Below are 25174 nucleotides of genomic sequence, written 5' to 3'. Positions count from 1 at the left end.
TCACTTTTTGTAGCCGTTATGGCAGCTGCAATAAACCTCTGGAGTCAGAGTATGTCTGATCTAACCAATAGCATGAAAGCTTCAACGATGAGCGTGTCATCAAAGAAGCAACAAGCAAAACACAACGACACTTCAGCAACGGAAAATTCACCGGATAAGTTAGGGTTAAGTAACCCGGCACTTTGGTATAGCGGTGGCTTTATTGCCTTGTTCGTAGCTATCGCGCTTTACGATGGAGAGTTGCTATCAACGTTAGTTAATACGGGATTTGCGTGGTCAGTAAAAGTCTTCGGCCCGTACTGGCAGATACTGCTTCTTCTCACTTTTCTTATTGGTCTTGGCTTGGCTGCAGGGCGAACAGGCAAGGTGATTTTAGGCGGAACAACGAAGCCTGAAATGGATGGTTTTCGTTGGATGGCAATCATCTTCTGTACGCTTTTAGCTGGCGGCGGCGTATTTTGGGCGGCGGCAGAGCCTATCGCGCACTACGTGAGTCCTCCACCTTTGTATGGTCCGCAAGACAATCCTCAGCAAGGTGCCATTAATGCGTTGTCACAGTCGTTTATGCACTGGGGTTTTCTCGCGTGGGCTATTGTTGGCAGCTTAACGTCTATCGTGGTCATGCATTTACACTACGATAAAGGACTGCCGTTAAAACCTCGTATCTTGCTTTATCCAGTGCTGGGTGAGCGAGCGCTAAAAGGTCAAACGGGTGCGCTGATTGACGCATGTTGCATCATCGCCGTAGCGGCTGGAACCATTGGACCGATTGGGTTCCTAGGTTTACAGGTTAGCTACGCGTTAAATGCATTGTTTGATATCCCTGATGGCTTTACCACACAGTTGATCATCATCTTATTTGCGATTGTGTTGTACACCGTATCAGCTTTAAGTGGCTTAAACCGCGGCATGCAAATGCTGAGCCGATACAACGTGATTCTCGCGTTGGTGTTGATGGTTTATATCCTTCTATTTGGTCCAACAGATTTTATCTTTAATGGCTATATTCAAGGCGTGGGTACCATGCTGGATAACTTTATCCCAATGGCAACTTACCGTGGTGATGAAGGTTGGTTGAGCTGGTGGACAGTATTCTTCTGGGGCTGGTTCTTGGGCTACGGACCGATGATGGCGATCTTCATTGCACGTATCTCTCGTGGTCGCAGTATTCGTCAAATTATCTCGACGATCAGCATTGTTGCTCCGCTTACTACGTGTTTTTGGTTCACCATTGTTGGTGGCTCTGGCTTAGCGTTTGAAATTGCGAACCCAGGCAGTGTGAGTGCAGCATTTGAAGGCTTCAATTTACCGGGCGCGCTACTCGCAGTGACTCAACAACTGCCAATGCCGCTACTTGTTTCAATCTTGTTCTTGATTTTGACCACGATCTTCATCGTTACTACTGGTGACTCAATGACGTACACCATCAGTGTTGTGATCAGTGGTGAGACAGAACCAAATGCGATTATTCGTACTTTCTGGGGCGTGGCTATGGGTATCACGGCGTTGATTCTCATCTCACTTGGCTCTGGTGGTATATCAGCCCTGCAATCCTTCATCGTGATTACAGCCGTTCCAGTGTCATTAATTCTGTTACCGTCACTTTGGAATGCACCGCAGATCGCTATGAAGATGGCGAAAGAGCAAGGGCTATAACAACGGTTATAACAAAAAGATCAAACCCAATAACGTGGCGCTTGTGTGGGTGAATCCTCCCCACACCCGCACAAGCCCTTATTCTTACAATAAAAAATAGGTGGTGAGCAAAATGGATGCACATCGTTCTACTTACACTGAAACAACACTTCGCAACGCTGCAATTGTGATGGCGCCAGACAGGCTAGGGGCTATGCACCAAAATCGAATCAGCTTTGTGCGAAGTTTGATCCGAAAAATGGCGAGTCAGGAATGGCGAGTGAGCAAGCATGAGTGGCAATTGTGTCCACGCGGTTTTGGTCATGTAATTTACAAATTAGCGACGCCGGAACACATTTATCACTTGGTTGTTTTTTGCGATGAAATTGCTGATGAAGAGCGTAACGACCGAGTCATTGCTGAAAAATGGGACGTAACCTTTGCGCTGGTCAAAGGTGACGTTAATGTTGAGTTGTTAGAGCAACTTCGAGCCAATGTGCCTTTGCAAGAAGCGGGGCGCAATCCAAACAATGTGCTTGTTCTTGCTCGTGCGAATAAGAGTGTTCGTGTGTTTGAACACATTGTGAATGCGCTTTCTAAAGGTGAGCAGCCAGAGCCTTCGGAACTGGCAGAAGTGGGTTACATCCTAAGAACCACCGCCGTTTATGGGAACGGTAAATTTGGTATTGCCGATTTTAAACTGCTGGAGAACAACCCTGACTTCAACCAATCGTTCAGTGCACAAATGTGTGCCGTTTATATGCTGCGTGAATTCAGTTTAGATTGGGTTCATTACCTTGCTGCGAAAAAAGGCGGAAATAATGCTGTTGCACTTCACAAAGGTCTGCAGCGCTATCTAGGTGTAGGGAACGCAACTGGCTTGGGTATGGCGCCATATTTAATCAACCATCCATGTATTGTTGACCAGTGGATGACATCACGTGAGCGTGCTATTGCCAATGTGCTTGCCATGCCATGTGAATCTACCGAGTTAGAGCTGCCGTTAAAAGCCCTGCTTAAAAAAGCACAGCGACACTTAGAGCAAGTGATAACAATCAATGAACATCAAGATCAGCTTAATCATCAAGCGATTGCGGATCTCCAAGCGCTACAAATTAACTTAAATGCTTTGATGGCAGAGCACTCGAATTGGGCAAGCTTGATCAAACAAACCACAACCATGAGTTTGGAAGCCCAAGAAATTTTAACTTCATGTTTGATCGAGCTTTACCCGTCTTTGGTTGATGAATTTGAAAACCAAATGAACACCGATGAGTCCCTCTCTATTCCTGGTGGAAAAAGCGTTCAAGATGTTTCGCAAATACTAGAGAGCAAATACCGTTGGTCAATCGATGCCGACTACACGTTACCAGAGAACAACTATTGGTTCTGGTATCGCTCACAAGACAAAGAAGAACCGAGACTAGGCATTCGTGGGGAAGAAATCGGTGAAGAACGTGAGTTGCCACTCGATATAGGGCGACAAGTAAACCGCCTCTACCATGCGCTGCAAACGTGCCAGCCAGAAACATCGTTGGCGGAGTTCTTACTGCAACATCCGCAGTATCGTGCAATTACTCGTCGTGTATGGACGCTCGGCAATCGAGAAATGGGCGATATCCAGATGAATGTACTACGTGAAGACGCACTACCGATGCATCTACTACGCTGTAAGTTAGCAATCTTTGGTGCGACTAAGTTTGATCCGCGTTCAGACCGATGGGTGCGCGTGACCTTTTTCCAAGGCGCACCATTGCTTGATGAGATTCAGGACCCGCGTTTCAGCGATACGTGGATTTTCCCAACCATGCCAGAGCGTGAAGAAATCGCGCAAAGCGACAATCAAAAAATTACTGGAGGTTTTGCATTATGATCGTTTCGCATAACGAGCTGGTAGCAGCAGTAAACAAAGCTTTTCTTGGTATGCGCCGTCATTGCGGTGAAGCCGATGTGATTGCCAATATGGTTGCGGATCTGCAAATGGTGGGTTTGCACGGCGTGCGTCACTTCAACAACGCCAGCCTGTTTCTCAACTTAGATTCAGATTGTGCGGTTAACATGACGAGTAACACCGACTCTCATATCGAAGTCGAGCTACAAAATGGCAGTATTGCCTGTCATTTACCTGCGGTGTTGGATTTTGCGCTTGAGAAAATGGTCAGCAGCAAGAGCGTTACGATCACACTGAAACAATGCCACAATCGTTGGCTAGCATTTAGTGAGCTAGTTAGGCTCTCTGCCAAAGGCATTGCGTGCCGTGCTCAGTGGGTTAATGGCACTAGCCCAAAGCGAACCTTGTATGTGTTAAACCGTGGGCGGATTGCACCAGAGGTATTCTTTTCTGATCAGATTGAAGACAACAGTACCGATTATCACAGTATGACGATAGAGCTTGCCGTAACGGATTTTGATATCGAAGCAAGTTCACAAGGTTACGCAATTCATATTGATGGAGATGAACTGAATCGTGCGCAGAAAACGTCGTGGGAAGAGGGTATCTTTGTTGAAGACGCAGAATGGGAAGCTCTTAAACAAACTGCCACAGTCTTCCTTGTTGAGAACAGTGAACGCTCGGTACAAGGCGCGGGCGAGTTAGTGTAGCGCAACCAAAACGGCATCATTGGGAATAGAAAGAGAGGTAGCTGAATGCTGCCTCTTTTCGTTTAATATACCCAAGTAACCTCGATATGCTAGGTTCAGCGAGACTGATTTGGTTTGTAGACGCGGCGGCGATTTAAAGATCTAGTCATTCTAAATCAAGAATCGGCAACAAAGTATACAAGCCAAGGCAGCTCGCCCTTTGGGAGCGTGTCATTGACCCGATTGCTGCGTCAAACAACTTGGAAAGAGCTAGCTATTACACTGCGTTGTTTTCCTTACTCTCGAATCAATGACAACGCTCTGAATCCTGCATCTTGAAGTCACTTGGGTATATAAAGCAGGATTATGATTCTCAACTACGCTAATGACAGGTTGTTTGCATGACGAAGGAGAATCAAATGAGCACCATGCAAATCGATATAGAAGAGAATAAGCGCAATGCCATAGCTTTCTATGAGATGGCGTATCGAGGAGAACCGAGAAAAGCGGTCGAGCTGTACGTGGGGGATGAATACATTCAGCACAATCCGTTAGTGGGTAACGGTACCGAGCCATTTATCGCTTATTTCGAGCGAATGCAGGAAGAGTATCCCAACAAAGATATTACGTTTGTTCGCGCAGTTGCAGAGGGGAATTTGGTGGCACTGCATACTCATCAGACGTGGCCTTATGATGTGGAATATGTAACGATGGATTTCTTCCGCTTTGATCTAAACGGTAAGATTGTCGAGCATTGGGATGCGTTGCAGGAAATACCGAAAGAGACAGCAAACGGGAATACCATGTACTAGCGCACCGAGCCTTGCCATACGCGTTAAGCACGGCAAGGCACTGAGATTGTAATTAAGTCTATTGCGCTTGGTTATCCAACCACTCACGTGTCACCGTGTCTAAATCTCGTCCTTCACGACAGATTTTGTAATCCAATTCCGCAATGATATCGTTTGAGAAACGGAGCGTGTCCAATCTATTCAACTCATCTTGAGTAAATTTATCTGATTTGTCTTGGCGCAATAGCAATACCGCTTTATCGACAATACCCAGCAAACCTTTTGGTTCTGCGATTTCTCGAATTGCGTACTTATAGTGAAGAAATTGAGGCTTCCAAAGCGGCACGATAACCCATTGTTTGTTCTCTACCGCCTTCTCAAATGCAGTAAAGCAATCTTCTTCCGTCCCTGTGTGGAAATGGTAGCCTGCTTGGGTTAGTGCGTATTCGTCCATCATCTTGATCGAAAAGCGCGTAATGCCTGCACCAGGGTTGATGCCTTGAATATCGGATTTCATTTTCGCTACAACTTCAGGTTTAGTCAGGTCGCTCACTTCTGATACGAGTGCTTCTGGAACGTAATCTGGTACACCCCAAAGTGCGTAAGGTTCGTAGTGTAAGCCGAGCTCCAGTAGGGGTTGTACTTCTTCTACCGATGCTTTGTAAATGCCGTGACTTGATGGTAACCAAGCCGAAGAAAGCATGTCGATTTCACCAGATTTGAGCTTTGAGAAGTTCTCTTCATGGGGTGAATAAATACGCTCGACCTCAAAACCCATATCATTGAGTATATGGCTGACAAGAGAAGCAGTGACACGATGAAATGAGAGGTTAGTGACACCGAGTTTTATAGCTTTTGACGTGTTAGTTTGAGTCATACTGAATTCCTTATTTTTATTCGTGCGAAGTTGAGTCGTGCACTGTGTTTTCGAAGTGATAGTAGGCTCAAGATAGGAAGGGATAAATAGCGAACGCTTTGAGTCACTGTCAAAAATGATTTGATAATCAAGTGCGATAATTACATGAAGGATGTTGAGCAAGGTTGCGGGAAAGGGGGCTTAAGTCGCGGATCAATACAGTAAGAACAGTCCTTCGTATCCACCAATATGAATGTCGGAAACATAGCCTCCAACATTGCCATCCTCGTCGACAGGTCGCATTGGTTTGTCTAGCGTGATGGTGATTTTGGGCGCAGTAAAATAGTCCGCGCTTTTGCCAAAAAAATCTGTGCGATATAACACGCGCCCTTTGCTAAATTCTCTTGCTAACACCATCTCAATGGGACCATCAGAAACTACGGACTCCTCTGAGCGAAAGGCAAAATAGGTATATGTCGGTAGGACGTGAGCAAGACCATCGGGCAGATCTGCGTGCACCACTTCATTCATGGAAGAGTCACCAACCACGGTGTAATCAGCGGCTGAAGGAGTGCTGGTGGACATCATCAAAGGTATTGCTGTATAGCCTTCTGGGATTTGATTTACTGGTTCGCCCAGATCAACGGCAAGTAATGTAGTTGGTTGATAAGCGATGTTTTTGGGTACTCCGGCTTTCCAGAAGTTGTCGACAGTGGTGTTGTTGCTGCCGTACAGATAACCGCTGTTCCATTGATTAAAATAGCTGTATCCCGAGTGGTGATTTAAGTAAAACGCTGCTAATGCAGAGTATTGATCCTGCTTCCAATTGTCTTCAGTGTTACCGAAGTACTGAACTCGACCATAACGTGTTGTTGCTTGGTAAATCACTTTCTGACCAGCTTTGGCGAGAGCGGCGTTATCCCAGAATTTAGCCAAGCCTGCATAGCCACTAAAGCCAGTAGAAGGGAATAGATAGTGCTCCCGTAAGTACAGAGAACCTGCTTTAACTAAGTGACTCTGTCCATTGCGACCATATAAGTTTGCCGTGCCTATGTTGAGACCAATTAGCGCATCCGGATCCAGCGTTGCCAGTTTGTTTAAAAATGCCGAAAACTGAGCTTTGTACGCATCATCAGCGGCTTGGCTTCCTGCAACCAAACCAAGTTCATCTACCATACCACCGGAATAGATGTAGAACTGATTTGCACCAAGCAGTTTGTTTGTATCGTCATTGTATGCACCGTTTAAGCCTTGTTTCGCCCATTCTGCTTGGTAATAGTGGTGAACTGCGTTGGCAAAGTTGGGATTGTCGAGATTGGTTAATGCCCACGAGGAGGTTTGGTTCCACATTCGCCCAAATGGAATGACTCGAGATTCCCAACGGAAACGAGCGGTCGCATTTTTGTTTGAGCGGTTTTTATATTCATTCCAAGAGAGATAATTGTCATGGTTAAGATCCGCAGATTTATCAAAGCCACGAATTTTACGCCAACGTTGAATCGTTTTTCCGTCTGGTGTTGCCGTTGGTGCATTCGTCAACTTAACGGTTGGAAAACTGTTTTTGAGCTTCACTTCTTTTAGGTGAGGGCGATTCTCAATATTGTCATCATGCCAAGTCACTCTCGCGACATACAAGCGACCACCATCTCGCAAGAAGGTCGAACCAAAGTACTGACCGCCGCCATAGGTTTGTCCACTGCCATCGTGCGTTGTGGCACGAACCCAATCTGAAGGAACAGACCAGTTTACAGTCTGGTTTTTGGTCATGCTCTCGGTTTTGTCTCTCTTAATATCGAAGCTTGTCCATTCCGTTACCTGACCGAACGAATCGACAGAAGAAGGGTATTCAATGGTGAAGCTGCCGCCTTGAGCGAATTGGGTGAACTTAAAAGCTAAGCGGTCGAACTTTTCTGAGTGATAAACATAGAGCGCCCCGCCATTATGAGCTTGACCGAATACGTCAGCGTCCCATGGCGGTGATTGATATAGCCAAAAACCGGCGTGGTCGGCGCTAGCGGTATAGCCAACGATCATCGGTTTTCGATTAAGCAGGGTATTTTCGCCATGAGTTTCGTCTACCTCGGCGATGATGGTGTCTTCGGCAAAATGGAGAAAGTAATCCTCGTAATCAATCCCATTCAGCTCTGCCTCGTTGCGAATATCGTTTTCTACCCATCCTGTATTGAGTTCAAGTTTTTGGTTGTACATGTAGCCAATGGCTTTGACGCGCTCGTTATCGGCTTTGTTTGGATACGTTCCAAAAACAACATCGGCATTCTCTAGCTCCCATTCAATCGCAGCAGCGGCTGAGATTGGGGTATCTTGCATATCAACGCCTTGTTCATGTAACCCTGGTAGAATGATTGCTGTCGCTGCCCATGTCATAGGCGCAGAAAGTAAGCTCAGAGCGCCCAAAGCTGAGAGCATAAAATGCATTGGCTTCATCATTGAGTTGTCCCAATCAAAAATGTTGATTACTCAAATTGCGAATCAAATTAAGAAGAAGTATTAGCGATAGGTATGACCAATTCAAGGAAGGGTGAGTGTGTCTTTTGGTTTATCACTCTTATATCGAATCAATAGTTGTCGCTATTCAGTAATTTATAAAATTAATATTTACTGTCTCAAAAATGAAACTTGAAGAATAAAAGTTTCGATATTTCTAGTTCTTTTCAAAATGAAAATTTACGTATTTACGATGGTATTTCATGAAGAGCTAAAATAAGCATCAGATTTTATATTTTAAAAGTGATCTTTGTTGAGTTATTCATCAAAATGATTATCAAAATAAACTCATAAAGGTAAAATAGAGTGGCAATATAGTTCGCCTCGCTGGGGTTCTTTCAGTTTTGGCATATAGAGCGTATAAATCCGAAGTTGTGCTAGATAGTCCTCACACGGCTAGCCGCCTTTTGTTTATTCAGTTCATTGCCACTTTCTTATATTGAAAGTGCATATGAAACTAACTTTTTTTGTCTATATACACTTATAAAAGTCAGATAGAAAAAATATAAGTATTTTATTTAATCGCTTGTTTACAATAAGTAAACATTTGACCCTTTTGGATAAATGTCGCATGAATGCAAAGAATAAACTTTTAGCATCAATAGGTATTTTAATAATTACGATCGTAACTATTATTTCAGTGTTGAGTTACAACCAAATTAACTCTTCTTCCACAAACTCTTACCAAACTAACCTTTCTACCAGTACACATTTAATAACGTCAGCTGTTGAACAAAAGATCCAAACTTACTTTACGAGCTTAGAAGCGACAGCGTCTGCCATTGAAGTCAACAACCAAACTGCATCTATTGATAACCGTATGGTGGAGATGTTGGTTCAAGGTACAAAGAGCCTAGGGGTTTCCAACTACTTTATCGCGCTTCCTGACGGAACTCTTTACGATTCAGATTCAAAAGGTCTGCATCCAACTTTTAATGCTAAAAAGCTGCAAAGGGAGTGGTATGTAAAGGCGATGTCTGGGCAGGACCAAGTCGTAACTAAGCCGTTTAAAGCGAGCACGGGACAGATGTCTATTTCTCTCGTTATTCCGGTAAAACGAAACGGTGAGGTCGTGGCGATTGTTGGTTTGAGTCTGCTGATGAACGATTTGACTCGCTTCATTAATGGGTTGGCGGAAGACAGCAATGTTTTTGTTGCTCGTGAAGATGGTTACTTGATGGCGGCGTATGAAGAGCAGCTTGTCGGCGAAGATTTGTTTGAGTTACGACCTTCATACAAGCAGTACGCGAGTGATGCATCTAGCTCACACTCTTACACGGTTCCAGACCGTGGTGAGTTTTACGTTGTATCTGAACGTTCGAAAGCGCTTGGTTGGACCGTTTGGGCTTTCGCGAGCTGGGAAGACATTAAAGCGACGTCTCGTGAAGCAGTGATCACCAACTTAGTTTCTGGTCTTGTGTTCATTATTATTGGCACGCTAGGTGCGTCATTGTTAATTCAAAAGTTGTTGTACAACCCAATTGGTGGCGAGCCGAAAGAGATTGAACGTCTAGTCGACAAGATTGCGAATGGTGATCTGACTGATATTCCAGCTGCAAAAGGCAGTGACATTGGTGTGTATCGTTCAACATTGTTAATGGCAGATAAGTTGAAGACTATGATCACCGACATCAATTTGTCTTCGGAAGAGCTTATTGAAGCGTCGAGCAAGCTGGAGCGTTCATCTATCAAAGTGGATGGCTCATCTAAATCTCAAATGATGCAACTGGAGCAAGTTGCAACAGCAATGAACGAGATGACAGCAACGGTGGCTGAGGTTGCCCAAAGTGCGGTTGAGGCATCAAGCTCATCAAGCGATGCAAATAACAGCTCAGAGCAAGGTTTGACGGTTGTTGCTCAAATGAACTCTGATATTACGACGCTTGTAAACGACATCAACCAGGTCCAACAGGTGATACGTAACGTTCATACTGAAACGGAAAATGTCGGCGGTATTCTGGATGTGATTCGTGGTATTGCTGATCAAACGAACCTGCTTGCACTGAATGCTGCTATTGAAGCTGCACGTGCTGGTGAGCATGGTCGCGGTTTTGCTGTAGTAGCGGATGAAGTTCGCTCTCTTGCGACGAAAACGCAACAAAGCACCAATGAGATCCAATCGATGATTGAAGTTCTGCAAGAGCAAGCGAACAAGTCGGTATTGCTGATGCAAGACAACTCGGACAGTGCAAAACGCACGCTTGATAAGGCAGAAGAGGCGACGTTATCTCTAGACCAGATTCGCCATGAAATCCAGCGAATCCAAGATATGAACCACCAAATTGCCACTGCGGCTGAAGAGCAATCTCAGGTGGCGCATGAGATCAACGAAAGCGTGATTAACGTGAATGATCTTGCACGTGATACGACGGTAGATGTTCAAGACAATGTGGATACATCAGAAGCCTTGATTGCGATGTCGAATAAGCTTCGTGATAGTGTCAGCATGTTTAAGTTGAACTAAGTTATATCGTTCAAGTTTAAGACTTAACACCAACGAAAGAGAGGCGCATGCCTCTCTTTTTATTGCCTTTCATTGACTTCCTTTCCATTAGGTTTTTCAACAAATCTCGTTAAAACCTAAACTCATTGCACCAGTCATATACTCTGCTATGTTGGTTGTTTATTATACAAAAAATTAACAATCTAAATTTTTATACATTTTTATTGCATAAAATCTCTTTCTTGCTAGTATAACTCCCAGATGACAATTAATGCAGTATGGCAGCATGAGTATTCAAGTTAAAAGTATCAATAAATCTTACGGCGATACCCAAGTTTTACACGATGTCAGTTTTAATTGTGAAAGCGGTGAAACGCTGGTGTTACTCGGTCCAAGTGGTGCAGGGAAGAGCTCTCTACTACGTGTTCTTAACCTTCTTGAAGGCGCGGATAATGGGCAATTAAACATCGCTGATGACGCATTCGACTTTTCAACTGAAATCAAAGAGAAACAAGGTTTAGCGCTTCGTCGTAAAGTGGGCATGGTTTTCCAACAGTACAATCTATGGCCACACATGACAGTGATGGAGAACCTGATTGAGGCTCCGGTAAAAGTCTCTGGCATGGATAAAGAACAAGCGAAGAAGCAGGCAATGCAAATTCTCGCAACGCTGCATTTGGCAGACAAAGCGGATGCATGGCCGATGCAACTTTCTGGTGGTCAGCAACAACGTGTGGCGATAGCCCGTGCGCTGATGATGAAACCAGAAGTATTACTTTTTGATGAGCCTACCGCAGCGCTTGACCCTGAAATTACGAATCAAGTGGTCAAGATTATTAATGATTTAAGCGAAACGGGAATTACACAAGTTGTTGTGACCCATGAGGTGGATTTCGCCAAGAAAATCGCTAGCCATGTTCTATACCTAGAAAAAGGGCACATCGTAGAGCACGGTACGCACGACGCATTTGTTAATCCGCAAACCACTCAGTTTGCCGATTACCTAAATCACTAAATTACGTTTTTAAAGTTCAGTCTATTTAACAGATAAGCTCGGCTGTCATTGCGAGTGTCAGCCCACTAAGTACACACGGAGTATTGCAATGAAAAAGATTCTACTAGCTTCACTAATCGGCCTTGTCTCAGCGAACGCAGCAGCACAAGAAGAGATCAAATTTGCGATGGAAGCGACTTACGCACCGTTCGAATACATGGATGAAAACAACCAAATCCAAGGTTTTGATGTGGATCTTGCGAACGCACTATGTAAAGAAATGGAAGCAAAATGTACCTTCCACAACCAGTCTTTTGACAGCCTGATCCCTGCATTAAAATTCAAGCGTTATGATGCGGCTATCTCTGCAATGGATATTACTGATGCACGTTTGGAGCAAGTGAACTTTTCTGACCCTTACTACGACAACTCAGCAGCGTTTGTTTCTATCAAAGAAAAAGTGGCTGATCAAAAAGCACTAGAAGGTAAGCGTGTTGGTGTTCAAAACGGTTCAACACACCAAAGTTACCTGATTGAGCAAATGCCGGGCGTAACCGCGGTTCCTTACTCAAGCTACCAAGACGCGTTCATCGATATGAAAAATGGCCGTATTGATTCTGTATTCGGTGACACAGCAGTCGTAGCAGAATGGTTCAAGAAAGAAGACAACCTAGCGTATGTGGGTGAGCACGTCACTAACCCTAAATACTTCGGTAACGGTTTCGGTATCGCAGTAAACAAAGGTAACGACGAGCTAGTGAACAAGCTGAACACGGCACTGAAAACAGTGAAAGCAAACGGCGAATACGACGTAATCTACAACAAGTACTTCGGTAAGTAATATGGCACTAACGGGTTACTCTTTATCGCTTGTTCAAGCTAGTTGGATGACTGTCCAGCTAGCCTTCACAAGCCTTTTAGTCGGTTTGATTCTGGCAGTGGTATTCGCCAGTGGTGAAATGTCTCGCCGTGTTTTCGTTAAATGGCCAATGACGGCGTTTGTGACGATTGTACGTGGCTTGCCAGAAATCCTTGTCGTGTTGTTCATCTATTTTGGTTCGACGCAGGTTCTGTTTTTAATCACCGGAGACTTTATAGAGGTTAGCCCGTTCTTGTCCGGCGTGGTGGCGTTGTCATTAATCTTCGCCTCTTATGCTTCTCAAACTCTACGTGGCGCATTGAAAGCCGTTGGAAGAGGGCAAAGAGAGGCAGCAAGTGCACTCGGCATCAGTCAAGCACACGCTTTTGTTCGCATTGTTTTGCCACAAGCGGTAAGACACGCGCTACCAGGTTTAACTAACCAATGGTTGGTTTTGCTGAAAGATACCGCGCTTGTATCACTGATTGGCGTAACGGATTTATTGAAGCAAGCGCAGCTAACATCTGCAGCGACGCATGAAGCGTTTACATGGTACGCAACTGCTGCGGCGATTTACTTAGGCATTACTTTGATTACGCAACGTGCCGTAAAACTGATTGATAAGAAGTTCTCAATTCAAGGCATGAGTATGGGACAGGAGGCTACCGCATGAACGAACAACACGTTTGGCAAATGCTGGATGGCTTAGGCACTAGCCTTCAATTGACCGCCGCTTCTTTGGTGGTGGGCTGTCTCTTAGCTTTGATGATGACGCTGACTCTGATCTTACGTACTCCGGGTTTGCATTGGTTAAGTCGTGGCATCATCACCTTGTTTACTGGTACACCTTTGTTGGTGCAGATCTTCTTGGTGTATTACGGTCCAGGTCAGTTTGATGTCGTAAGAGAAAGCGTATTCTGGACATGGTTAAGCCAACCTTGGTTCTGTGCGATGCTAGCACTAGCACTCAATACCGCTGCATACAGCACTCAGTTGTTCAAAGGAGCGTTTAACGCGATTCCTTCCGGTCAATGGCAAGCGTGTCGTGCATTAGGCATGAACAAAACAGCAACACTGAAAGTACTTCTGCCATACGCTATTCGTCGTGCTGTTCCGGCTTACTCGAACGAAGTGATTTTGGTCTTCAAAGGCACGTCACTAGCAAGCACGATTACGATCATGGATCTGATGGGTTACGCGCAGCGCATTAACGCACAAACCTACGATACGTTGACGGTATTTGGTATTGCAGGCGCATTTTATTTAACGGTAAATGGTGTGCTAACTCTCATTTTCCGTCAGGTAGAGAAGAAAGCATTGGCGTTCGAAGCCGCATAATCCTTCAATCAACACTCATCATTTAGTTCCACAGTGCCTCTGCGAATGGCTCTCTTGCAGGGGCATTTTTTATATTCGTCATGGCAAACTCCTCAAGTTCCACCAAACTTAATTCAACCCAATTGGATTGGTGGCATCATGGAAAGAAGACACTTTTTAGCACTGTGGACATTGTTGTTCGCCCCCTCTTTAAAAGCGAAAACGCCAATGCGACCGACGCCAGCGCAAACAGAAGGACCATTTTATCCAGTAGTGGATATTCCTCTTCGTCAAAACTTGATTCTGCAATCAGAAGGCTTGGTCGGTGAACCTATCGTGTTGCAAGGCAGAGTAGTAGATACATCGGGGAAACCCTGTCTCAGGCATCAAAGTAGAAATCTGGCAATGCGATGGGCAGGGGATTTACGATCATCCTAAGCAACCAGATAACGATAAGTTTGATGCTCACTTTGCTGGCTTTGGCGCAGTCGAAACTCAATCGGATGGTCGCTACTTGTTTCAGACCTTGTACCCTGTACCTTATGCTTCTCGCCCACCGCACATTCACGTTAAGTTGTGGCGAGATAATCAAGAACTTCTGGCCACTCAGTTGTACTTGAAAGGCAATACTGGCGATGAATGGTGGGGAGGCAAAGCCCGTGATTATCTGCAGTTTGAAACTATACGAATCGACGGGCGGTTAACAGGCGAATTTAACTTTGTGATTGGCTAGCTAATCCGGTTAAGCCATTAACTCAACCAATTGCGCCAAGCATTCTTTGTCCAGTATTGGATGAGGCTCAACACCCGTGACTAAAACGATATCCACGGAAGGCAGCGATGGCATATCGTTTAAGATCTCGAGATCATCGCTAACGCTAATACTGCCCATAGCACCGATAGCCATGCCTGAACGTACAATCGCTCTTTGTGCCGATGCTGTATTGCAACACGCCAGTAGTTGATAAGGGATACCACGTTTGGTTAATCCGTCTACCGCTGCCGCATGGTATTTGCAGTCGGTTTGGAAAAGGGCAAGAGGGAGAGGTTGGGCGGCCTCGATATTAAAATCAGGGTGAGCAATCCACACGCCTTTGTCGCTTGCTAGCCAATAACCTTCTTCACTGTCCGGTGCTCTAGTCACAATAGCGGCGTCTAGCTTTCCTTCATCCAGCTTTTCTCTCAAGGTGATGCTGGGCTCACTGAAGACTTGAATCGAACACGTGGGTTCAGATTGTTGTAATACACGAATGACTTTAGGCAGGATATTGTCGTTGTAATCTTCTGGACAACCTAAGCGAAGAGGACGCTTATTTTCATAGCGTTTCACCTGTTTCAGCGCTTGATTATGCAAGCTGACTAGTTGCTCTGCATGAGAGCGTAGTGCCAATCCCGCTTCACTTAAGACAAGATTGCGACCTTCTTTTTCAAATAAGCTGACACTGAGCTCGTCTTCCAACTTACGCATTTGTGCACTAAACGCTGATTGGGTGCGATTGATCTGCTTGGCAGCACGAGTGAAACTTCCCGTTTCTACAAAAGCAAGAAAGCTGCGCAACGCATCGATATCCATATCTAAAACTCATCCATCGTTTTTGTTGAAGTGTTCTATCAAAACTATCCGTTAGTCCCCTTAAATACAATCAGATATTGTGAATGGGTAATCAAAACACGAACCGCATGGAGGCGTCATGAAACTGTTTATTGCTAACCAAAACTACTCAAGCTGGTCACTTCGCGCATGGCTGATCTTTTCTCAATTCAAACTGGATGTGGAAGTCACCAAGCTCAAGTTATTCACGGAAGATTTTTATAAGACCTTGGAAGATATTACACCAACGGCGAAAGTACCGGTCTTGATGGATGGCGATGCAACAGTGTGGGATTCATTAGCGATTTTGGAATACGTAAACGAGCAATACTTGCAAGGTAGAGCATGGCCAAGCAACTCCGCAGTACGGGCTAAAGCACGCGCCATCGCTTCAGAAATGCATTCGGGTTTCTTTGATTTAAGAAACGAACTCCCAATGAATATCCGCGCGCGCAGAAAAGTCGATTTAACTGAAGGTGCACGTAAAGATATTGCTCGCATTGATGCTATTTGGGCAGAACAAGCCAAGCTGCATCCGAATGGTTGGCTATTTGGAGAATGGTCAATCGTCGATGCCATGTATGCACCAGTGGCATTGCGTTTCCAAACTTATGGCATTGAGTTATCGGAAGGTGCCAAAGCTTACCAACAGAAGGTGCTAGCAAGTGAATCTCTAAAGCAATGGTTGGAAGAGGCGAGTCAAGAAACGGATATCGTAGAAGAAGATGAAGCAGGGGTAGAGGTTTAAAGTCACCCCTCTACGGTGGTTGCTTAGTCTACGTCTAAGTAACCACTGTAGAGAAAGTGTCAGTAGAAATTAGATTGTTCCCTTTGGATTATTGCGCCTGACTGCACCAATTTATCTTTTGCCCATTACTTAGTTGTGCATAAATGCAACCTGCTTGTACGGCGATATTATTGTTGTCATAAGGAGAAGATGAGAAGTTAGCAATGATTTGGCTGCCATTCTCAAAGGTTGTCTGCTGGACCTTACCCTCAGAATCTAACCAAGAAAAATCCACTAACGCTTGGTTCCACAACTGTTGATGAATAGGAGCGAAGCCATCCTGATAGTGCTTTAGCGCTTGTATTCGTTTGCTTTGACCTGTCAGAGCTTCATCTCGAGTGAGATGTACCATCGCTGGGGTGTTGTACAACATCGCAGTTAGATCGCGCTCCATTTTTACATTGCTGAATTTTAGACTGTCAGTATGCCAATGATGAGAGTTAATCACTTCATCATGAAATACCGTTTGATAAAGGGGAACACGATATTGAGGTGCAAAGAGTAGTGAACGATAGGGCTCTTTTACTTTTGCAGATTTAAAGAAGTACTCTGGTTTTTGGTCTGGGTACCAACGACCGAGGTAATACTCAGATTGGCGATGTTTCGTCATGTCGGCGTCAATCCAACCAAAGCCAACCGTTTCTAAACCGTGAGCAAATGCAATGCCTTTAGTGGTTAACCCGTTGCCGTCTTCAGAGCCCAAAACAAGGTCGCTTTGTTTTGCCAACCAACCTAATCTTTGATTAAACGCGTCAAGCATGTCATTTTCGCCACTGTTGTCGCGGTAATCCTCTCTTGCCATTGCGGTCGCATCGACATCCAAGAAAAGACTATTAAAGTGACCATATTTAACAATATCTAACATCCGACGCTTTACATAGTCCAAGTGACAGTTCGGGTTAAGATAATATCCATTCCCTCGAAAGCCAGATTTCTTTTTTCCGCTAGCGAGTTCAATTGCGCACCCTATGCGCATTTCTTCAGGCAAGTTTGCCGTTAACCAACCGTCGTTACTGCCTTTGTGAATCGCAGTGTTATAAGAATCGTATACGCCAACTAAATAGTCTTGTTGTTTCGCGGTATCTATAAGTTGTGGGTTATAGAAGCTTGGCATCCAATTATCAAAACCAAGCCAAAGATGATCTAATCCCGCTTTGTGAAAGTTATCGAGCATGCCAGATGAAAGCGCTTGTCCCCAAGTATTTGTGCCATTCAAATAGCGACCAGCATGCGTTGCTAAGTAGGTCTTAATAGATTGAGCCGCGCGGTACTGATCTTGGATAGTATTGTTGTCTAAGGTTGGATAAGAGACAGGGAACTTTATCGTTAACGAGTCAATAATTGAATCGAGCAGCAGTTGCTTGTGATACTGGCTAAACCATTTTTGCTGTTTTTTTAGTGCGTCTAGCTCTTGTTTTGCGGAGCTTGGCACTGTCAAATTGGATTGTGTCAAATACCAATTCTTCAGACCCCACCAGTCTTTTACATCACTAATGCTAAGTGGACCTTTACCAAACAAATACACGTGGCTTGCTCCAATCAGTTTCTTTACATTGGCATTGCGTTTTGCTTTTGCACTGAGAGGATCGCTGAATCCTTCATGTTGGCGCCATAGGCGATATGCTTTTGCTCCGCTCAACTGCGTGTCATCAATCGATACTTGCAACTTAAAGGGGGCATCTTTATTAAGTTGCGTAAATTGATGGCTCGCAGACATGTTAATTCGTCCATTGACGCGTTCGAAGTTGAGCAGGTTATTGGTTGGCGTTGTAATGAGATAGTTGATGTACTTGCCGTTTTGTTCGACTGTCCAAAATGGCATTTTGAGATCTTGTGTCGTGTTTGAACCCGAATAGTTATCTTCGAGGAACGCAGCCCATTGCGCGTTAGAGATAGGAATTCGCATTCCCTCGCTAAGGGGTAATAGAAGCGTTTGGCTTCGATTTTCATTGAGATCAAACCAATTCAGAGACATTGGTTTTTGGCGAGAAACGGTCGTGTTTGATCCAGAGTCAAAGGAAAGGTCGAGCGTAGAGTCTGATAATCTTGCTGTGACTTCTATTTGGCTAGGAATAAGCTTCCAAGAAACAAGATTCTTTGCCATTTTAAGAATCTCATAACTTTGTTGCTTCTGTTTGTCGACGGTTAATGAGGCTTCGTTTATGGATAATGTATTCCAACGAATTTCCAGTGTTTGCGGTGCAATATAGATTTGGTTGTTTTGATCGTGAAGATGTATAGGTCGGGCAAAACTTGGTCTGATTGCGATAAGACTAATACTACTAAGAAAAAGAAACAGTAAAACTTTTTTGGGTGACATAATTAAACTCCAATTAACGATAATGTCATTTAATCGAAGTGCGATATTGCGCTTGTCACCTATATGTCTCTATTTATCGATAGGGGATGGCTAATCGCTGGATATACTCAATTTGCACGCCATTTTGAAACTCAACTAATTCAACACTTGCAGTCAAATGTTCTGCTTTGTCCTCGGTGAACGGTTGTTTAGGAATGCCTTCAAGAGAATGGGTAAATGGGATCGTACTGCCTAGCAAATTGTAGTTCTTATCAAACCATTGCCACGTTGCCATGGCTTTTGGGCAAGATGAGACGCTACTTGGCAAAGTTGTTTCGACTATTCTGTGCCCTTCTTTATTTTCCAGAGATAACCATGGTGCACCTTCCGGAATTGCAATCAGTAAATCGATTTTCTGGTTTCCAAGAGATAAGGTGTAAATTCCCGAGACTGGTTTTTGCAGCAGGTCAATGCTCTCGATTTCTTGATACTGTGGGTTGGCAATCAAGTTACCTTTAAGTAATACAACACCATTTGGCGATGTGAGTGTAACGGATTGATTTTTCGTGTATTGCTCAACAGAAAGGCGGATTTGATAACCTTGAGAGGTGAGCCCAAATCGCCTAATCACACCAAGCGTGAGTTGTGAAGTCAATTTCTTCCCTGAACTCAGCTCCGTTCCACAAGCGGTTTGGGATAGGAGTTCATTCTTGATAGGAACCCAGTATTTGCTACTGATTTCATTCTGACGTAGAGCGAGAAAAAGTTCTTGCCAAGCCAACTGAGGCTGATGAGTCAACGTGGCTTGATAAGTATGTTCCAGCGGAGAGGCTGTAAATAGGTTTACGTGAGCATAAGTCGACAAAACCGTCCCCGCACCGGCTAAAGCGAATAGGAGCCTTTTGCATACTCGTGTCATTTTTGTTCCTCACGAAGTCGATAGCCTACACCGCGATGCGTTTCAATGTTCAAGCTTGGCAGTTTTTGTCTCAAGTGCAATATGTGGTTGTCTACGGTACGAGTGCTGGGAAAGGCTTCATACCCCCAAATTTTGTTCAGCAATTCATCTCGGTGAAAAACTCGCCCTTGGTTTTGAACTAACAGCAATAGTAACTGGAATTCTTTCGGTTTTAGCGCAATGTTCTGCTGTTTAACTCGCGCTACTCTTTGCCCTAAATCCAATTCGATATTCTCGTACGTCAACAAACTAGAACCAAGAGGGCGCAATTGAGTGAGTACTCTTGCAAGTAACTCCTCGCTAGAAAATGGTTTAGTAACGTAATCTTTTGCGCCAGCCATTAGTCCTTCAATACGTTGCTCAACCTCTATTTTTGCCGTTAAAACGATAACAGGTACTGCTTTCAGCAATAGCCACTGAGCTAAGTGTTGTAAACTATCTCCGTCATTTAGCTGACGATCTAAAATTATCACATCTGCTTTATACCAGAGTTTGTTGGCTTGTTCGGCATTGGTCGCCCACAAACACTTGAACTGATGAGATGTGAAAAAGGCAACCAAGCCTTGACCGAGTAGTTCATCATCTTCAATCAGCAGAATGGTCTTCATAAGGTAGCTCCAATATACAACGAGTAGGGTTACGAAGAATGATGAGTTTTCCATTCGCCATCTTCATTAAATGTTTCACAATATCTAAACCAATTCCCATGTTGTTTGAATGAGCCGCTTTTGAAGGAAATAACCGTTGCCAATAAGAAGGGAACTGACCTTCATCTTGCACTTCTATCGTCAGTGTCTGAGAAACGTGAACATGCACAGTGATGGCTCCGGCTCCATGCTGTTGAGCGTTTTTGACTAAGTTTTCAAGACAAATCGTTAACCAGTAATAAGGTAAGCTAAGTTGCTTTTCTTGGTTGAGTTGATATCTCACATTATTTTTCTCACAACAGTAGGTTAGCCACTCTTCTAGTGATGCGGTTTGATACAACAACTTATCTGATGTTGAGGTGCTCAAATAGGTCTTACTGTTCTCAGTAAGTTGCGAAAGGCGCTGATAATCTGAAACCAAACGCCAAAACGTATCTTGTAATGTCTCGTCCATATCATCAAATTGATGGCGAAATATATCTACAGTTAGCCCTAAGCTAGTGATAGGGGTTCGAAGTTCATGAGTGAGCAACTGTAAAATAAAACGTTTTTCTCGACGTTGTTTATGCTTTAAAAAGCTCAGTCGAGCAATAAAAGCTAAGCAAATGCCTCCTAAAAGAGTAAGCACGATCTGCCATGAAATTGTCGATGTGTTTCTTTCTGCGATGCATAAATTACTGTAAGTAAAAGCGCAATTCTCACCTTGTAAAGACAGATTGGCTTTTTGAGCTAGCGGCTGCCAAACCGAAGCAGACACCGCTTTTAAGCCACTTTCATTCCCAAGCCATAGGGTATCAGCCTCTAACCATGCTCGATAACCATTTAGCAGGGCATCTCGTCCTTGCGGAGAAAGGGAACCCAGTTTCCGATGTAAGGGGTTAATTGGGTTGGAAATTGTGGTGAATGGTGCAATTGCCATTAATGATTGTGGCTCAATGTTATTATATTTTTTGAGGTATCGATCGGCATAACTACCGCCTGCTGGGTGCATGACATTGTTTGAGCTAAACCAGTCCGGCTTTAATTGTTTTCCTCTACAAAGTGCAAGTTCAAACTCTATCGCTCGGTTAAGTTTGGCGTTATCTGACTTTATGCTTTGGCAATGGGTCGCGGCGGCGTTTAAGAGTCGCAAATCATGCCAAGTAAACGTTTTGAAGTCGGGATAGAGTGCACTACTTTTTAATAAGGCTGGTGGATAACGACTCAATTCGTTCTGTGTAAGGGCATATGGAGTGTTTTGCCATGTATTTTGGTAGAGCTCTTGCCAGCGATTTTGCAAGGTTTCTCCATGCGCCAAGCATGACAGTAAACTGCCAAACAATAAGAAAGATATGCGCTCAAACATGACAAACCTTGGTTTCAAATAGACCCTCGAATTCTAGAGCTATTTCACTGAGTTTTGTAACCCTACTGTCAACAATAGTACCGAAACATAAAAATACGGAGTACAGATAACGGCGATAATACGTACCTCGTAGGCTTGTTGAGTCGCTTAGTACTCGTCTAGTTACCCAATTCACTTTTACCTTTTCTTCGTAAGTTAGCACTTAAATTACTCGTTATATTCCAGTTCAGAAAAGGCTTAGCGCCTAACTAAACATTAAGGCGTCGCACTTCATCTCCTGCCTTTTTTACCATTCAAATCAAACCACTTAGCCTTTAATTAATGCGCTTCAATCATAGCTAAAATGCAAAGTATTCATTTTACTCATACGGTCAAATCAATAATATTTTTGTGGTTATCGAATGAGGGCGTTGGTTTTCATATCAAAAACACTTGTGGTGCGTTGGTCGAACTGGAGGTGCCTTTGATATGAGAATTAATCTGTTAAAGGAAACTATTTATGGCTCAGTTAGTCGATGAAATTGCATTTCAATCAGGGGTCAAACTGCATAATCGTATCGTGATGGCACCGATGACGATTCAGTCTGCATTCTTTGATGGCGGCGTAACGCAAGAGATGATCAACTACTATGCAGCTCGTTCCGGTGATGCAGGGGCGATCATTGTCGAGAGTGCGTTTGTAGAGAATTACGGTCGTGCTTTCCCAGGTGCGCTTGGTATTGATACCGACAGCAAAATCGCAGGTTTAACCAAGCTTGCCGATGCGATTAAAGCCAAAGGCTCTAAAGCGATTCTGCAGATCTACCATGCCGGTCGTATGGCAAACCCTGAGTTCAATGGCGGACACCAACCGATTTCTGCAAGTCCTGTCGCTGCGCTACGTGACAATGCTGAAACACCACTTGAAATGACCAAAGAGCAAATCGAAGAGATGATCGATCGCTTTGGTGATGCAGTAAATCGTGCAATTCTTGCTGGTTTCGATGGCGTTGAAATCCACGGCGCAAACACATACCTGATTCAGCAATTCTTCTCGCCACACTCAAACCGTCGTAACGATAAATGGGGTGGTAACATTGAAAGACGTACTTCCTTCCCATTAGCTGTACTTGCAAAAACTAAGCAAGTGGCTGAGCAACATAACAAATCTGATTTCATCATCGGTTACCGCTTCTCTCCTGAAGAGATTGAACAACCGGGCATCCGCTTTGATGACACCATGTTCCTGCTAGATAAGCTTGCGACTCACGGCTTGGATTACTTCCATTTCTCAATGGGTAGCTGGTTACGTAACTCAATCGTTACGCCAGAAGACCAAGAGCCGCTAATCGACAAATACCGTAAGCTTCAATCTGAAAGTGTTGCGAAAGTACCAGTGATTGGTGTTGGTGGTATTGCTCAACGCAAAGATGCAGAAAATGCACTAGAGCAAGGTTACGACATGGTCAGTGTCGGTAAAGGTTATTTGGTTGAACCTACTTGGGCAAACAAAGCGCTTAACGATGAAACCTGTGCCGAGTTCACGGACATCGCGCAACAAGAAGCACTGCAAATTCCAACGCCACTTTGGGAAATCATGGATTACATGATTGTGGACAGCGCAGCAGAAGCATTGAAGCACCAACGCATCAAAGAGCTGCAGAACGTTCCAATCAAATTCAACTCAGGTGAATACACGGCGTATGGTCGCGGTCACAATGGTGACTTGCCGGTTACCGTTACTTTCTCTGAAGATAAGATCCTCGACATTGTGGTGGACTCATCAAAAGAATCGGACGGCATCGCAAACCCAGCGTTTGAACGTATTCCTCAACAAATTCTTGATGGTCAAACACTGAACATCGACGTGATTTCAGGCGCGACAGTCAGCAGCCAAGCAGTACTGGACGGCGTATCGAACGCGGTTGATCTGGCGGGCGGTAACTCAGAAGCACTGCGCTGCAAAGCCAAAGAAGCGGTGGCATGGTCATCGAAAACCATCGAAGAAACCGTGGATATCGTGGTTGTTGGTGGCGGCGGTGCCGGCTTGAGTGCAACGTTAACGGCGCTAGACAAAGGCAAGTCGGTTATTTTGCTTGAGAAGTTCCCTGCAATCGGTGGTAACACAGTGCGTACTGGCGGTTGGGTGAACGCGGCAGAACCAAAATGGCAAGGTGATTTCCCAGCACTTCCTGGCGAAAAAGAAACCTTGATGCTGCTAGCGAAAACAGCGGAATCCGAGTTTGCGGGTGAGTACCTTGAAGACTTCAAAGTGCTTAAAGCGCAACTGGACGGTTACTTTACAGATCTTGAGAACGGCAAGCAGTACTTGTTTGATTCTGTCGAATTACACCGCATTCAAACCTACCTTGGCGGTAAACGTACCGACCTGAACGGTGAATCGATTTATGGTCAATACGATTTGGTTGAAACCCTAACATCTCGCTCTATGGAATCCATTGATTGGTTGAGTGAAAAGGGCATTGATTTTGACCGTAGCGTTGTTGAGATCCCAGTTGGTGCCTTGTGGCGTCGTGCACACAAACCTAAACGTCCAAAAGGTGTGGAGTTTGTCGACAAACTATCAAAACGCATTCAAGAACAAAACGGTCGCATCATTACTGACACACGTGCAACGGATTTGATGGTTGATAACGGTAAAGTGGTGGGCATCAAAGCGGTTCAAGCGGACGGTACAGAACTTATCCTTCATGTGAATCATGGTGTGGTGTTGGCTTCTGGTGGTTTCGGCGCAAACACTCAGATGATCAAAAAGTACAACACATACTGGAAAGAAATCGCGGACGACATCAAGACCACAAACTCACCAGCATTGGTTGGTGACGGCATCGAAATTGGTGAGAAAGCGGGCGCAGAATTAGTCGGCATGGGCTTTGTGCAATTAATGCCAGTTGGTGACCCTAAATCAGGTGCGTTGCTAACCGGTCTGATTGTGCCACCAGAGAACTTTGTATTCGTGAACAAGCAAGGTAAGCGCTTTGTTGATGAGTGTGGTAGCCGTGACGTGCTTTCTGAGGCGTTCTTCGATAACGGTGGTCTGATTTACATGATTGCGGACGAGAACATTCGTCAAACCGCAGCGAATACATCAGATGAAACCATCGAGCGCGAAATCAAAGAAGGCATCATTATTCAAGCTGATACGCTAGGAGAGTTGGCAGAGAAAATTGGCGTTCCGACGCAAGAGCTAACTAACACCATCGCACAATACAACGCTTGTGTGGATGCGGGGCAGGATCCTGAATTCCATAAGAGTGTCTTCGGTTTGAAAGTGGAAAAAGCACCGTTCTACGCAACGCCACGTCGGCCTTCGGTTCACCATACAATGGGCGGCTTGAAGATTGATACTAAGGCGCGCGTGATTGGTAAAGATGGCGAAGTTATTCAAGGTCTATACGCAGCAGGCGAAGTAACGGGGGGGATCCACGCGGGCAACCGTCTCGGTGGTAACGCGCTGATCGATATCTTCACTTATGGTCGTATCGCTGGTGAGAGTGCATCTGATCTTGTTTAAGCACTCATTCAAGAGCGAAACAGAGCAAGATAAGTAATCAATAAGAGGGGAGT

Annotated in this window: 18 protein-coding genes and 1 pseudogene; 12 read left to right on the top strand and 7 right to left on the bottom strand. The window is 44.6% G+C overall.

The features are described from left to right. Positions 1-51 precede the first annotated feature (51 nt). From ABMY42_RS05130 to ABMY42_RS05115, 4 genes are all read left to right on the top strand, one after another. Positions 52-1656 carry a BCCT family transporter gene (locus tag ABMY42_RS05130; protein WP_009696346.1) on the top strand — a complete coding sequence of 535 codons (1605 nt, stop codon included), beginning with the start codon at positions 52-54 and terminating at the stop codon, positions 1654-1656. 112 nt (positions 1657-1768) lie between these two features. Continuing rightward, positions 1769-3508 carry a hypothetical protein gene (locus tag ABMY42_RS05125; protein WP_349266085.1) on the top strand — a complete coding sequence of 580 codons (1740 nt, stop codon included), beginning with the start codon at positions 1769-1771 and terminating at the stop codon, positions 3506-3508. After that, complete coding sequence (locus tag ABMY42_RS05120) at positions 3505-4236, top strand: DUF3726 domain-containing protein (protein ID WP_349266084.1); 732 nt, start codon at positions 3505-3507, stop codon at positions 4234-4236. Before ABMY42_RS05125 ends, ABMY42_RS05120 begins: the two co-directional genes overlap by 4 nt. A 398-nt stretch (positions 4237-4634) precedes the next feature. Beyond that, positions 4635-5027 (top strand): nuclear transport factor 2 family protein, encoded by a 393-nt coding sequence (locus ABMY42_RS05115; protein WP_349266083.1) that lies wholly within the window; start codon positions 4635-4637, stop codon positions 5025-5027. A gap of 58 nt (positions 5028-5085) precedes the next feature. On the opposite strand, the gene ABMY42_RS05110 is transcribed toward ABMY42_RS05115, so the two are convergent. Together ABMY42_RS05110 and ABMY42_RS05105 are read right to left on the bottom strand one after the other, a co-directional pair. Continuing rightward, positions 5086-5883 carry a glycine betaine ABC transporter substrate-binding protein gene (locus tag ABMY42_RS05110; RefSeq protein ID WP_038897485.1) on the bottom strand — a complete coding sequence of 266 codons (798 nt, stop codon included), beginning with the start codon at positions 5881-5883 and terminating at the stop codon, positions 5086-5088. 192 nt (positions 5884-6075) lie between these two features. Further along, positions 6076-8310: a hypothetical protein gene (locus tag ABMY42_RS05105; protein WP_349266082.1), complete on the bottom strand. Its 2235-nt coding sequence runs from the start codon at positions 8308-8310 to the stop codon at positions 6076-6078. A 628-nt stretch (positions 8311-8938) separates the two neighbouring features. Here ABMY42_RS05105 and ABMY42_RS05100 point away from each other — a divergent pair. The 6 genes and pseudogenes from ABMY42_RS05100 to ABMY42_RS05075 all read left to right on the top strand — a co-directional run bounded on the left by ABMY42_RS05100 (position 8939) and on the right by ABMY42_RS05075 (position 14713). After that, positions 8939-10831 (top strand): methyl-accepting chemotaxis protein, encoded by a 1893-nt coding sequence (locus tag ABMY42_RS05100; RefSeq protein ID WP_005450160.1) that lies wholly within the window; start codon positions 8939-8941, stop codon positions 10829-10831. A 265-nt stretch (positions 10832-11096) separates the two neighbouring features. Further along, positions 11097-11825: an arginine ABC transporter ATP-binding protein ArtP gene (gene artP / locus ABMY42_RS05095; protein ID WP_101905864.1), complete on the top strand. Its 729-nt coding sequence runs from the start codon at positions 11097-11099 to the stop codon at positions 11823-11825. 88 nt (positions 11826-11913) lie between these two features. Beyond that, positions 11914-12645 carry an arginine ABC transporter substrate-binding protein gene (locus ABMY42_RS05090; protein WP_005443853.1) on the top strand — a complete coding sequence of 244 codons (732 nt, stop codon included), beginning with the start codon at positions 11914-11916 and terminating at the stop codon, positions 12643-12645. Position 12646: 1 nt separating this feature from the next. Continuing rightward, positions 12647-13336, top strand: coding sequence for an arginine ABC transporter permease ArtQ (artQ, locus tag ABMY42_RS05085; protein ID WP_005388570.1), 690 nt, complete (start codon positions 12647-12649; stop codon positions 13334-13336). Further along, positions 13333-14001 carry an arginine ABC transporter permease ArtM gene (gene artM, locus ABMY42_RS05080; protein ID WP_009696340.1) on the top strand — a complete coding sequence of 223 codons (669 nt, stop codon included), beginning with the start codon at positions 13333-13335 and terminating at the stop codon, positions 13999-14001. The genes artQ and artM overlap by 4 nt, the downstream gene beginning before the upstream one ends. Before the next feature lie 138 nt (positions 14002-14139). Then, positions 14140-14713 (top strand): annotated as a pseudogene (locus ABMY42_RS05075) (protocatechuate 3,4-dioxygenase). Between the two features lie 9 nt (positions 14714-14722). Here the strand turns inward: ABMY42_RS05075 and ABMY42_RS05070 are convergent. Beyond that, positions 14723-15553: a LysR family transcriptional regulator gene (locus ABMY42_RS05070; RefSeq protein WP_017190893.1), complete on the bottom strand. Its 831-nt coding sequence runs from the start codon at positions 15551-15553 to the stop codon at positions 14723-14725. 118 nt (positions 15554-15671) lie between these two features. Here ABMY42_RS05070 and ABMY42_RS05065 point away from each other — a divergent pair, with 118 nt between their 5' ends. Then, a complete protein-coding gene (locus tag ABMY42_RS05065) occupies positions 15672-16319 on the top strand; it encodes a glutathione S-transferase family protein (RefSeq protein ID WP_050907141.1) in 648 nt (215 codons plus the stop codon). 88 nt (positions 16320-16407) lie between these two features. Here the strand turns inward: ABMY42_RS05065 and ABMY42_RS05060 are convergent, their stop codons facing one another. From ABMY42_RS05060 to ABMY42_RS05045, 4 genes are all read right to left on the bottom strand, one after another. Next, the gene (locus tag ABMY42_RS05060; RefSeq protein ID WP_080992675.1) at positions 16408-18678 is read right to left on the bottom strand and encodes a glycoside hydrolase; all 2271 of its coding nucleotides are present in this window, start codon (positions 18676-18678) and stop codon (positions 16408-16410) included. A gap of 73 nt (positions 18679-18751) precedes the next feature. Further along, positions 18752-19576, bottom strand: coding sequence for a DUF2861 family protein (locus tag ABMY42_RS05055; RefSeq protein ID WP_050907140.1), 825 nt, complete (start codon positions 19574-19576; stop codon positions 18752-18754). Then, on the bottom strand, positions 19573-20223 hold the full coding sequence (locus ABMY42_RS05050) for a response regulator transcription factor (RefSeq protein ID WP_005531518.1): 651 nt from the start codon (positions 20221-20223) through the stop codon (positions 19573-19575). Before ABMY42_RS05050 ends, ABMY42_RS05055 begins: the two co-directional genes overlap by 4 nt. Next, complete coding sequence (locus ABMY42_RS05045; protein WP_050907139.1) at positions 20201-21607, bottom strand: DUF3404 domain-containing protein; 1407 nt, start codon at positions 21605-21607, stop codon at positions 20201-20203. The genes ABMY42_RS05050 and ABMY42_RS05045 overlap by 23 nt, the downstream gene beginning before the upstream one ends. Before the next feature lie 499 nt (positions 21608-22106). Between ABMY42_RS05045 and ABMY42_RS05040 the strand changes: the two genes are divergently transcribed. Beyond that, positions 22107-25121 (top strand): flavocytochrome c, encoded by a 3015-nt coding sequence (locus tag ABMY42_RS05040; RefSeq protein ID WP_050907138.1) that lies wholly within the window; start codon positions 22107-22109, stop codon positions 25119-25121. Positions 25122-25174: the final 53 nt, after the last annotated feature.

It is taken from the genome of Vibrio sp. SSH13-20 (assembly GCF_040104475.1).
Taxonomy (GTDB): domain Bacteria; phylum Pseudomonadota; class Gammaproteobacteria; order Enterobacterales; family Vibrionaceae; genus Vibrio; species Vibrio harveyi.
The sequence above is the reverse complement of the archived record's forward strand: the minus strand, read 5'-3'. Positions and strand labels throughout refer to the sequence as shown.